Genomic DNA, 10949 nt, shown 5'->3' with positions numbered 1-10949 from the left:
ACTGTTGAGGTGTGCGCCTGCCGTGCCCCCAAGCGGTCGGGGCATCCCCCCTGCCCGCCAGGGGCGCGGGGAGAGGATTGCCGGGCGCGGAGCCGCTGATGGTTGTCGGGCACCGGGCCGCGTGGCGTGGGCACCGCCGGCTGTGAGAGGGACGGGAATGGAACCGACCGAGAGCGCCGCCCCGCACGCACGGCTGCGCCTGCGCCGCCGTGCGGGCGCGTGGCGGGCGGCCCGGTGGACGGGACGGGGCGCCGCACGCACCCCCGCCCTGCCCCGCCCGGCCCGAGCGGGCGCCGCGCCCGAGTCGCACCCCACGGTCCCGCCGGCCGCCGAGGCCGCCCGGACACCGTCCGGCGCCGACCCCGAACGCCTGCCGCCCTGGCCCGCGTCGCACGCGGCCCTCGTGGCCGCCGCCGCGCTCTCCCTCGCCGCCGGCTTCTACCGCGCCTTCGCCGGCCACCACGCCCTGTTCCCGTGCGAGACGCCGGGCTGGTCGCTGGCCGTGCTCACCGGCATCATCGTCGGCCACCTCGTGATGCTCGGCCGCGCCCGCTGGTGGGGCGGCACGGGCTCCGGCGCGGCCCTCACCCTGGCCGTCCTGCTGCTGTACGGCTGGATGCCGGCCGGGATGGTCAGCCTCACCGTCGTCGTCCTGGTCGGCATGGCCAGGCGGCAGCGCTGGCGGCAGGGCGTGCTGCACGGCGCGGTCGACATCCTCGGCATCGGCGCCGGCGCCCTGGTCCTGAGCTTCTTCGGGCGCGTGCCGAGCGTCGAGGAGCCCTGGCGCCCCGACAGCTGGGGCCTCACCACCGCACCGGAGGTGGTGTTCGTCGCGGCCGCCTACCTCGCGGTCAGCCGCGGCCTGCTGTGGTACTCGCACGCCCCGCGCGGCGGCCCCCTGCCCACCGTCGCCCGCTCCGCCCTGGTCCGCCAGGGTCTGCTCGCCGTGGCGCTGCTCGGCATCGCACCTCTGGTGTGCGTGGTCGCCGACGCGCGGCCGATCCTGCTGCCGCTGTTCGCCATCCCGCTGATCGCCCTCGACTCCACGCTGTGGATGGCCCGGGCCCGCGCCGAGGAGCAGTTGCGCGACCCGCTGACCGGGCTGCCCAACCGGCAGTGGCTGCTGGAGCGGATCTGGACCGCCCTGGACGACGCCGAGCGGATCGGCGCCCGCGCCGCGCTCATGCTGATCGACCTCGACCGGTTCCGCTCAGTCAACGACACCCTCGGCCATCTCGCCGGCGACCGGCTGCTGCTGCAGATCGCCGACCGGCTCCGCCAGGCCCTGCCGCGCGGCGCGGAGGCCGCCCGGCTCGGCGGCGACGAGTTCGCCGTCTTACTGCCCGTCGCGGACTCCACCACCTCGGCGACCCGCGTCGCCCGCGGCCTCGTCGCGGAACTCAGCTCCCCGCTCGACCTCGACGGCCTCACCCTCGTCCTGGAGGCCAGCGCCGGCGTCGCCGTCTTCCCCGACCACGCGCTGGACGCCGAAGGCCTGCTGCGGCGGGCGGACGTGGCGATGTACCAGGCGAAGCGGGACCGCACCGGCGTCGAGGTCTACGAGTCCAAGCGGGACTCCAACACGCCCGACCGGCTGGGCCTGCTGGGCGACCTGCGCCGGGCGCTGGACGCCCACGAGGTGCAGTTGCACTACCAGCCCAAGGTGCGGTTCGACGGGCAGGTCGCGGGCCTCGAGGCGCTGGTCCGCTGGGTGCACCCCGAGCGCGGGAAGGTTCCGCCGGACGAGTTCATAGCGATCGCCGAGTCCTCCGGTCTGATGCCCCATCTGACCGAGTACGTGCTGGAGACCGCTCTCGGGCAGGTCGCCGCCTGGCGGGCGCAGGGGCTGCGGGTGCCGGTGGCGGTCAACGTCTCCCCGCGGGACGTGCACACGCCCGGCTTCGCCGGCTCGGTCGCCGCCCGCCTGGCGCGGCACGGGGTCCCGGCCGGGGCGCTCCAGCTGGAGATCACCGAGCACGTCCTGCTGGAGGATCCGCAGCGGGCCGCCGACACCCTCGCCGCGCTCACCGGGCACGGCGTGAAGATGTCTCTGGACGACTTCGGCACCGGCTACTCCTCGCTGGTGCACCTGCGCCGGCTCCCGGTCAGCGAGCTGAAGATCGACCGTTCCTTCGTGGCCCGGCTGGCCGTGGACACCGAGGACGCGGAGATCGTGCGCTGCACGGTCGACCTGGCGCACTCGCTCGGGCTGCTGGTCGTCGCCGAGGGCGTGGAGGACGACGAGACCTGGGAGCGGCTGCGGGACCTGGGCTGCGACGCGGTGCAGGGCTGGCTGGTCGCCGCCGCGATGCCGCCGGACGAGACGACCGCGTGGCTGCGGGCCCGCGGGGCGCAGGGCTGGCAGCGGCCGCGGGCCGCGCTGCCGGCCGCCGAGTAGCGGCCGCGGGCGGTCAGCCCGCCGCGAAGTGCCCGACCAGCAGCGCCAGTCGGCGCTCGTGCGCCTCCTCCGGCAGCCGTCCGCTGCGCATCAGCGTCACCTGCCCGTGCAGCGCCGCCCAGAACGTCTCCGTGAGCAGACCCGGTTCGTCGCCCTCCGCCGCGACCGGCTCCACCGCGAGCAGCAGCTCCCCGAACGCGTCCTGCAGCGGCGCCGGCGCCTCAGGCGTGGCGAACGGCAGGTCCACCAGGTGGGTGAACATCGCGTCGTAGAGGGCCGGCCGGCGCCGCGCGAAGGACGTGTACGTCCGCGCCACCGCCGCCAGTGACTCCCGTGCGCCCCGGGCCCCGGCGCGTGCCGTGCGCAGCTCGTCCGCCAGGTCGGCGCAGCCCTGCACCGCGACCGCGGCCATGATCGCGCCCTTGCCCTTGAAGTGGCTGTAGAGGACGGGCTGGCTGTACTCGATCTCGGCGGCCAGCCGGCGCGTGGTGACCGCGTCCCAGCCCTCCGCCTCCGCGAGTTCCCGTGCGGCCGTGACGATCAGCCGCTCGCGTTCCGCTCGTTCGCGCTCCCGGCGCGTCTGGATCGACATGACTGGGATTCTAGCACTGCTAGCGTTTCTATCGACGCTCTGCTAGCGTCGCTTTCATCACTAGCACTGCTAGCAAGGAGGGATGACATGACCGTCACCGCGTACACCCTGGCTGTCGTGCTCGACCTGTTCTGCCTGTTCCTCGGCTACCGCTTCCTGTTCCGGCCCGGGCCCGCCGCGGCCGGGTACGGCGTCGCGGCCGACCCGGCCGGCGACGCCGGGGCGTACCTCACGATCAAGGGCCTCAGGGACGGCGCCTTCGGCGTGCTGGGCCTGGTGCTGCTGGCCTTCGCCGGAGCGCGGGCGGAGGCCTGGTTCATGCTCTGCGTGGCGCTCGTGCCGCTCGGTGACACGCTGATAGTCCTGCGGCACGGCGGTGCGCGGGCCGTCGCGTTCGGCGTCCACTTCGCCACGGCGGCCGTCGTGCTGATCAGCGCCGCGCTGCTCTTCCTCGTCTGACCACGGCGCCACCGTCACCAGGGGGTTCGAAGATGTCGCTGTTCGTTCCGAAGTTCGACGAGACCGTGATCGTCCGCGAGGCCGAGGCCGAGGTGGTCGGCCGTGCGCCCATCACCATCCGCCTGCTGGCCGACAGCAGCGCGACCGGAGGCGCCCTGTCCACCCAGCGCGTCACCCTCCGGGAGGGCGCCGACGGCGCCAAGCCGCACTGGCACGACCACTCCGCCGAGATGTTCTTCCTGCTCGACGGCGCCGCCGACATCCTCTCCGGCGACGACGTCGTCACCGCGGGACCGGGCGACCTCGTCGTCGTACCGCCCGGCAGGCCGCACGCCTTCGCCGCCGTACCCGGAGCCGACGCCGACCTGCTGATCGTCCTCACCCCGGGCGTCGAACGCTTCGAGTACTTCCGCCACCTCCGGCGCATCGCCCTCGGCGAGGCCACGCCCGAGAGCCTGCTGGAGGTGCAGGAGCTGTACGACAATCACTTCCTGAGCAGCCGCGCCTGGGACGCCCGGCGCCACTGAACCCCAGGCGTCGCCGCCGTGGGGCGGGGGCACGGGCAAACCGTTTCACGGGCACCGCCCCCCGCCCCATAGGATTGAGCCCAAACCACACACACTCACCCCAGAGGAACGCTGCATGCCTGGCATCACGCGCGAGGAGGTCGCCCACCTCGCCCGGCTGGCGCGTCTGGAGCTGAAGCCCGAAGAACTCGACCACTTCGCGGGCCAGCTCGACGACATCATCGGCGCGGTCGCCCGCGTCAGCGAGGTCGCCGACCAAGACGTACCGCCGACCTCCCACCCGCTGCCGCTGACGAACGTCATGCGCGCGGACGAGGTCCGTCCCTCGCTCACCCCCGCGCAGGCGCTCTCCGGCGCCCCGGCCCAGGAGCAGCAGCGTTTCAAGGTGCCGCAGATCCTGGGGGAGGACTGACCATGACGGACAGCAACATCATCAAGCTCACGGCGGCGCAGACCGCCGAGAAGATCGCCTCCGGCGAGCTGACGGCCGTCGAGGTCACCGAGGCCCACCTCGCCCGCATCGAGGCCGTCGACGAGAAGGTGCACGCCTTCCTGCACGTCGACCGCGAGGGCGCCCTCGCCCAGGCCCGCGCCGTGGACGAGAAGCGGGCCCGCGGCGAGAAGCTCGGCCCGCTGGCCGGCGTCCCGCTCGCGCTCAAGGACATCTTCACCACCGAGGGCGTGCCGACCACCGTCGGCTCGAAGATCCTCGAGGGCTGGATCCCGCCGTACGACGCGACGCTCACCAAGCGGCTGAAGGCCGCCGACGTCGTCATCCTCGGCAAGACCAACATGGACGAGTTCGCCATGGGCTCCTCCACCGAGAACAGCGCCTACGGCCCCACCGGCAACCCCTGGGACCTCACCAAGATCCCCGGCGGCTCCGGTGGCGGTTCCTCCGCCGCGCTCGCCTCCTTCCAGGCCCCGCTCGCCATCGGCACCGACACCGGCGGCTCCATCCGCCAGCCGGCCGCCGTCACCGGCACCGTCGGCGTGAAGCCCACCTACGGCGCGGTCTCCCGCTACGGCATGGTCGCCTTCTCGTCCTCCCTGGACCAGGGCGGGCCCTGCGCCCGCACGGTGCTGGACGCGGCGCTGCTGCACGAGGTCATCGCCGGTCACGACCCGCTCGACTCGACCTCCATCGACGCCCCGGTCCCGCCGGTGGTCGAGGCCGCGCGCAACGGCAGCGTCGAGGGCATGCGGATCGGCGTCGTCAAGCAGTTCCGCGGCGAGGGCTACCAGGCCGGCGTCGTGCAGCGCTTCGACGAGTCCGTGGAGCTGCTGAAGGAGCTGGGCGCCGAGATCGTCGAGCTGGACTGCCCGTCCTTCGACCTCGCGCTCTCCGCGTACTACCTGATCGCGCCGTCCGAGTGCTCCTCCAACCTCGCCCGCTTCGACGGCCTGCGCTACGGCCTGAGGGTCGGCGACGACGGCGGCCACTCCGCCGAGGAGGTCACCTCCCTCACCCGTGAGGCGGGCTTCGGCCCCGAGGTGAAGCGGCGCGTCATGCTCGGCACCTACGCCCTGTCGAGCGGTTACTACGACGCCTACTACGGCTCCGCGCAGAAGGTCCGCACGCTCATCACGCGTGACTTCGAGAAGGCCTTCGAGCAGGTAGACGTCATCGTGTCGCCGACCACGCCGACCACCGCCTTCGCGATCGGCGAGCGCGCCGACGACCCGATGGCGATGTACCTGGCCGACCTGTGCACCATCCCGACCAACCTGGCGGGCAACGCGGCCATGTCGCTGCCCTGCGGCCTCGCCCCGGAGGACAACCTCCCGGTGGGCCTGCAGATCATCGCCCCGGCGCTCAAGGACGACCGGCTGTACAAGGTCGGTGCCGCCGTCGAGGCCGCCTTCGTGGAAAGGTGGGGGCACCCGCTGATCGAGGAGGCTCCGTCGCTGTGAGCGCACTGAACAAGGCCAAGGGCTTCAAGAAGTCGAAGTCCGGCACGTACCTGTCGATGGCCGGGACCGCGTTCAGCGCGTTCGGTGTGGCCAAGCAGATCAAGAAGGCGCGCGCCGAGCAGGACACACTCCGGCTGATCGACGCCACCGTGTCCGCCGTCGCGATCGTCACCGGCCTCGCCATCCTCTACCGCGAGCTGAAGCGGCTGGGCGACGACGACGTCCTGCTGGGCTGAGAGGGAAGTTTTCACCGTGACCACCACGACCGACCTGGTGTCGTACGAGGACGCGCTGGCGTCGTACGACCCCGTCATGGGCCTCGAGGTCCATGTCGAACTCGGCACCAAGACCAAGATGTTCTGCGGGTGCTCGACCGAGCTGGGCGCCGAGCCCAACTCGCAGACCTGCCCGGTCTGCCTCGGCCTGCCCGGCGCGCTCCCGGTCGTCAACGCGACCGGCGTCGAGTCCGCCATCAAGATCGGCCTCGCGCTGAACTGCGAGATCGCCGAGTGGTGCCGCTTCGCCCGGAAGAACTACTTCTATCCGGACATGCCGAAGAACTTCCAGACCTCCCAGTACGACGAGCCGATCGCCTTCAACGGCTACCTCGACGTGCAGCTGGAGGACGGCGAGAGCTTCCGCGTAGAGATCGAGCGCGCCCACATGGAGGAGGACACCGGCAAGTCGACGCACGTCGGCGGCGCCACCGGCCGTATCCACGGCGCGTCCCACTCGCTGCTGGACTACAACCGCGCGGGCATCCCGCTCATCGAGATCGTCACCAAGCCGATCGAGGGCGCCGGCGAGCGCGCCCCCGAGGTCGCCCGGGCGTACGTCCGGGAACTGCGCGAGCTCATCAGGGCGCTCGGCGTCTCCGAGGCCCGTATGGAGATGGGCCAGATGCGCTGCGACGTGAACCTGTCGCTGCGCCCGAACGGCACCGAGAAGTTCGGCACGCGTTCGGAGACGAAGAACGTCAACTCGCTGCGGTCCGTCGAGCGGGCGGCCCGCTTCGAGATCCAGCGGCACGCGGCCGTGCTGTCGTCCGGCGGCACGATCGTGCAGGAGACCCGGCACTTCCACGAGGACACCGGGTCCACCACCTCCGGCCGGGTGAAGGAGGAGGCCGAGGACTACCGGTACTTCCCGGAGCCCGACCTCGTCCCGGTCGCCCCGTCCCGCGAGTGGGTCGAGGAGATCCGCGCCGCGCTGCCGGAGATGCCGCTGGCCCGCCGTACCCGGCTGCTCGCCGAGTGGGGCATCTCGGCCACCGACATGCAGGCGATCCTGAACGCCGGCGCGCTGGACCCGATCGTCGCCACGATCGACGCCGGTGCCGACGCGGCCTCCGCCCGCAAGTGGTGGATGGGCGAACTGGCGCGCAGCGCCAACGAGTCCGGCAAGGCGCTGGACGAGCTGGCCATCACGCCGCAGCAGGTCGCCCGGGTCACCGAGCTGGTCACCAAGGGCGACCTGAACGACAAGCTGGCCCGCCAGGTCATCGAGGGCGTCCTCGCGGGCGAGGGCACCCCGGACGAGGTGGTCGACAAGCGCGGTCTGAAGGTCGTCTCCGACGAGGGCGCGCTGACCGCCGCCGTCGACGAGGCCATCGCCGGCAACCCGGGCATCGCGGACAAGATCCGCGGTGGCAAGGTGGCCGCGGCCGGCGCCCTGGTCGGCGCGGTCATGAAGGCGACCCGGGGTCAGGCGGACGCGGCCCGCGTCAAGGAGCTGATCCTTGAGAAGCTGGGCGTCAGCGAGGGCTGAGCCACCGTCACGACGGCCCCGGAGGCATCCCCCTCCGGGGCCGTCGCGCTGCTCGCCGTCCGTTCGCGGCGTACGGCGGGCGGCCCTCCCCGCGCGGCCCGTGCCGGCCCGGCGAGCTGCCCGTGCCGGCCTGCCGTGCTGCCCGTGCCGGCCCGTCGAGCTGCCCGTGCCGGCCCGTCGAGCTGCCCGTGCCGGCCCGTCGAGCTGCCCGTGCCGGCCGCCGAGCTGCCCGTGCCCGCCCGCCGCGCTGCCCGTGCCGGCCCGCCGTACTGCCCGTGCCGGCCCGCCGCGCGGCCTACGCCTGCTCGCGGCGTCCCACGACGCGGGCGAACCCGAGCGCCCGGCCCCGGTCCGCCCGCAGCAGCTCCACCGAGTCGCGTGCCATCCCCGCCATGAACTCGCTCGGGCTCTCCTGCGCGCAGACCTCGCTCCACAGCAGCCAGTCGCGCCAGCCGTCCTCCAGCCAGTCGGCCGTCTCCACGCGCACGGCCCCCGTGCGGGTCCAGTTCCGCCGCCACCACTCGGGGGAGTGGAACGCCCAGAACCCTGGGTCCCAGTGCGGCCGGAGGTGCTCCGGCGGCTCCGTCCCGTCGATCTCCTCCCGCAGCGCGGGCACGACGATCCCGATCCGCCCGCCGGGCTTCAGCAGCCGGGTCACGGTGGGCAGGTACAGGTCGGTGGTGCCGAAGTACTGGTAGGCGTCCACGGACACGACGGCGTCGAAGGAGCCCTCGGCGAAGGGCAGGTCGTGCGCCTCCGCGAAGACCGGCAGCACGCGGTCGGCGACACCGGCCTCGGCGAGGCGCTCGGCGTTGTCGCCGGGCTTCACCCACAGGTCGGCCGCCACCACCCGCAGTCCGTACTCCTTGGCCAGGAAGACGGACGTCATGGCACGTCCGCACCCCAGGTCGAGTACCCGGGCGCCGGGCGGCAGTCGGTCGAGGCCCAGCGCCGGCGCCAGCCACTCCAGCAGCCACAGCGCGTGCGGGCCCATCTGGTTCTCGATGGTCCAGCGGGCGTCGTAGCGGCTGCTGCGCGGGTAGTCGGGGTGGGCGAGGCGGGCGGTGAGTCCATCCCGGATGTTCGTCGTCTCGGTCACGAAGGACCATGGGTACCAGCCGGAGACCCGGCCCCGCACCGGGTTTTCGGTGACCGGCGTTATACGCTCACCCGCCATGAGTGGACGTACCGATTCCGATGCCGAACCCGCCATAGCCGAGGCGGACGGGCCGGACGGCCACGACGACGTGCACGGCGCGGACGACATGGACCACGCGGACGACATTGACGACGTGGAGGACGCGGGGGAGGCCCGCAGGGCCCGGTGGACCGCGGCCGGCACCGGAGGCCTGCTCTTCCTCGCGGGCTGTGCCGCCGCGCTGCTCCGGCTCACCGGCGCGTCCCCGGCCCTCGTCCCCGCCGCCTACGCCCTCGGCGCCGCCCTGTGCGCCCTCGCGGCCGTCCTCGGCGTTCGCGGCCGCACGCGCCGGGCCCTGTGGCTGCTGGTGGCCGGTACGGCGGTCATGGCCCTCGGAGACCAGTTCGACTGAGCGGCCCGCGCCCATGAGAGGGTGAGCGGCGTCCGGACGGTGGTACAGCGGGAGGAGCGGCAGCGCGATGTACGCGATGTCCCTGGGTGACGACGGCGCCGAACTGCGGCCCCTGGAGGTCTGGCACGCGGCGGACCTGCTCGCCAACATCGACCGGGGGCGCGAGTTCATCGGTCGGCACGTCGGACTGCCGGACGTGGTGACCGACCTGGACGCCGCCCGCGCCTACCTCGCGTCGTACGCCGAGAAGCGCGGCGCCGACACCGGCAGCCTGCACGGCGTGTGGCTGGACGGGAGGCTGGCCGGGGGACTGCTGTTCCGGGTCTGGGACACCCCCAGCGGAGTCTGCGAGGCCGGCTGCTGGCTGGAGCCGGCGGCGGCCGGGCGCGGGCTGGTCACGCGCGGGATGCGGGTGCTGCTGGACTGGGCGTTCGAGGAGCGCGGCATGCACCGGGTGGAGTGGCACGTGTCGTCGGCCAACGAGCCCAGCATCGGCGTGGCCCGGCGCCTCGGCATGACCCGGGAGGGCGTGCTGCGGGAGAACTACCCGTACCGGGGCGTGCGCACGGACACGGAGATCTGGTCGGTGCTGGCGCCCGAGTGGCGCGCGGCACGCGCGCGTACCGCGCCGGACGATCATTAAGGGACCTCTCAGACGGCGTCCGTACGGTGCCGGGCATGGCAACGAACACGCAGGACGTCAACAGGACCGACGACGAGAGGGCGGCGGAGGAGGCAGCGGCCGCCGCCGGGGCGGACGCCGCGAACGGAGCGGACGGCGCGGGACCGGCCGGGCGGCGGGCCGGCGAGGGCGAGGAGCCGCGCGGGGCCTGGCGGACGCCGGAGGCCGAGGGGCGCGAGGAGCCCGAGGGGCCGGAGGCTTCCGGGGAGGACGACGCCTTCGAGGAGGAGCCCGCCCGCAAGGAGCCCTCCGAGGTCGGAGCGGGCGCCGGCGCCGTGGTCTCCGCCGGGCTGGGCCTGGTCTCCCTCACCGGTGGCTGGATCGGCACCGTCGCCGCCGCCCGCGAGACCCTGGTCGGCCAGCTCCGGACCTCCTCCGGCGCGAGCGTCGCCCAGCAGATCAAGGAGGTCTACGGCGACGCGTGGCACACCACCGCCCTGTGGGCCGGCCTGTTCGCGCTGGCCGCCCTCGTCACCGGCGCGGTCGTGCTCGTCCGGCAGGCGCTCGGCGCCCCCGGCCGCCCGCAGGCCGCGTGGATCAGGTCGGTCGCCTGGGGCGGCGTCTCGCTCGGCGTCATCGGCCTGCTGCTGGCCGTCCTGAAGTACTCCGACGCGCTGCTCGCCCTGCCCTCCACGGGCTGAGCACCCCGGGTCCGCGCAGGGGCCTTAGGGAATATCCGAGCACCTTAGGGATCCCCTGGGGCCCCTTACCCGCGTCGGGCGCCGGACGCAGGCCCCCGAGATGCGGAACCCTCCCGATGTGGCGCACCCCCCTGGGGGACGAGTGTGGAGGCATCGCAAGGAGCGACGCCGACACCGGCCTCCGGAAGGACCACGCCATGTACGAGTTCGAGACCCACCGGTTCCGCCACGCCGAGCTGCGCCGTGCGGCCGCCCGGGAACGCCTGGCCCGTGAGGCCGTCGACGCCCGGCGCGCCGCGCGCCGCGCGGAGGAGACCCTCACGGGCGCCCCCGGTGCCGAACCCCATACCGGCCGCCCCCGCCGGCACCGGCTCCCGCGCACCGCGTGAGCGCCGGGCCCGCGGGCGCCGGTACCGGCG

General features: G+C 73.6%; 13 protein-coding genes. 11 read left to right on the top strand and 2 right to left on the bottom strand.

Features of this window, described 5'->3' with window-relative positions; genetic code table 11:
* Window positions 1-157: 157 nt before the first annotated feature.
* Window positions 158-2398, top strand: coding sequence for a bifunctional diguanylate cyclase/phosphodiesterase (locus ACFYU0_RS29325; protein ID WP_351664503.1), 2241 nt, complete (start codon window positions 158-160; stop codon window positions 2396-2398).
* Between the two features lie 13 nt (window positions 2399-2411).
* Here the strand turns inward: ACFYU0_RS29325 and ACFYU0_RS29320 are convergent, their stop codons facing one another.
* Window positions 2412-2990 (bottom strand): TetR/AcrR family transcriptional regulator, encoded by a 579-nt coding sequence (locus ACFYU0_RS29320; protein ID WP_351664501.1) that lies wholly within the window; start codon window positions 2988-2990, stop codon window positions 2412-2414.
* A gap of 87 nt (window positions 2991-3077) precedes the next feature.
* On the opposite strand from ACFYU0_RS29320, the gene ACFYU0_RS29315 reads away from it, so the two are divergent.
* The 6 genes from ACFYU0_RS29315 (at window position 3078) to gatB (ending at window position 7657) form a co-directional block, all read left to right on the top strand.
* Complete coding sequence (locus tag ACFYU0_RS29315) at window positions 3078-3449, top strand: DUF4267 domain-containing protein (protein ID WP_351664499.1); 372 nt, start codon at window positions 3078-3080, stop codon at window positions 3447-3449.
* A 32-nt stretch (window positions 3450-3481) separates the two neighbouring features.
* Window positions 3482-3976: a cupin domain-containing protein gene (locus ACFYU0_RS29310; RefSeq protein WP_389305025.1), complete on the top strand. Its 495-nt coding sequence runs from the start codon at window positions 3482-3484 to the stop codon at window positions 3974-3976.
* 115 nt (window positions 3977-4091) lie between these two features.
* Window positions 4092-4388 carry an Asp-tRNA(Asn)/Glu-tRNA(Gln) amidotransferase subunit GatC gene (gatC, locus tag ACFYU0_RS29305; protein WP_018544665.1) on the top strand — a complete coding sequence of 99 codons (297 nt, stop codon included), beginning with the start codon at window positions 4092-4094 and terminating at the stop codon, window positions 4386-4388.
* Entirely contained in the window at window positions 4385-5890 is a 1506-nt protein-coding gene (gatA, locus tag ACFYU0_RS29300; RefSeq protein ID WP_351664616.1) for an Asp-tRNA(Asn)/Glu-tRNA(Gln) amidotransferase subunit GatA, read from the top strand. Before gatC ends, gatA begins: the two co-directional genes overlap by 4 nt.
* Complete coding sequence (locus tag ACFYU0_RS29295; RefSeq protein WP_351664495.1) at window positions 5887-6126, top strand: hypothetical protein; 240 nt, start codon at window positions 5887-5889, stop codon at window positions 6124-6126. The genes gatA and ACFYU0_RS29295 overlap by 4 nt, the downstream gene beginning before the upstream one ends.
* Window positions 6127-6142: 16 nt before the next feature.
* Window positions 6143-7657, top strand: coding sequence for an Asp-tRNA(Asn)/Glu-tRNA(Gln) amidotransferase subunit GatB (gatB, locus tag ACFYU0_RS29290; RefSeq protein ID WP_351664493.1), 1515 nt, complete (start codon window positions 6143-6145; stop codon window positions 7655-7657).
* 295 nt (window positions 7658-7952) lie between these two features.
* Here the strand turns inward: gatB and ACFYU0_RS29285 are convergent, their stop codons facing one another.
* Entirely contained in the window at window positions 7953-8756 is an 804-nt protein-coding gene (locus ACFYU0_RS29285; protein WP_351664491.1) for a methyltransferase domain-containing protein, read from the bottom strand.
* 76 nt (window positions 8757-8832) lie between these two features.
* Here ACFYU0_RS29285 and ACFYU0_RS29280 point away from each other — a divergent pair, with 76 nt between their 5' ends.
* The 4 genes from ACFYU0_RS29280 (at window position 8833) to ACFYU0_RS29265 (ending at window position 10919) form a co-directional block, all read left to right on the top strand.
* A complete protein-coding gene (locus ACFYU0_RS29280) occupies window positions 8833-9207 on the top strand; it encodes a hypothetical protein (protein WP_351664489.1) in 375 nt (124 codons plus the stop codon).
* A gap of 67 nt (window positions 9208-9274) precedes the next feature.
* Window positions 9275-9850 carry a GNAT family protein gene (locus tag ACFYU0_RS29275; protein WP_351664487.1) on the top strand — a complete coding sequence of 192 codons (576 nt, stop codon included), beginning with the start codon at window positions 9275-9277 and terminating at the stop codon, window positions 9848-9850.
* Between the two features lie 35 nt (window positions 9851-9885).
* The gene (locus ACFYU0_RS29270) at window positions 9886-10530 is read left to right on the top strand and encodes a hypothetical protein (protein WP_351664485.1); all 645 of its coding nucleotides are present in this window, start codon (window positions 9886-9888) and stop codon (window positions 10528-10530) included.
* Between the two features lie 197 nt (window positions 10531-10727).
* A complete protein-coding gene (locus ACFYU0_RS29265; RefSeq protein WP_351664483.1) occupies window positions 10728-10919 on the top strand; it encodes a hypothetical protein in 192 nt (63 codons plus the stop codon).
* Window positions 10920-10949: the final 30 nt, after the last annotated feature.

Origin of the sequence: Streptomyces sp. NPDC003720 (assembly GCF_042875075.1) — a bacterium.
Lineage (GTDB): Bacteria > Actinomycetota > Actinomycetes > Streptomycetales > Streptomycetaceae > Streptomyces.
This window is presented reverse-complemented; position numbering and strand designations above follow the sequence as displayed.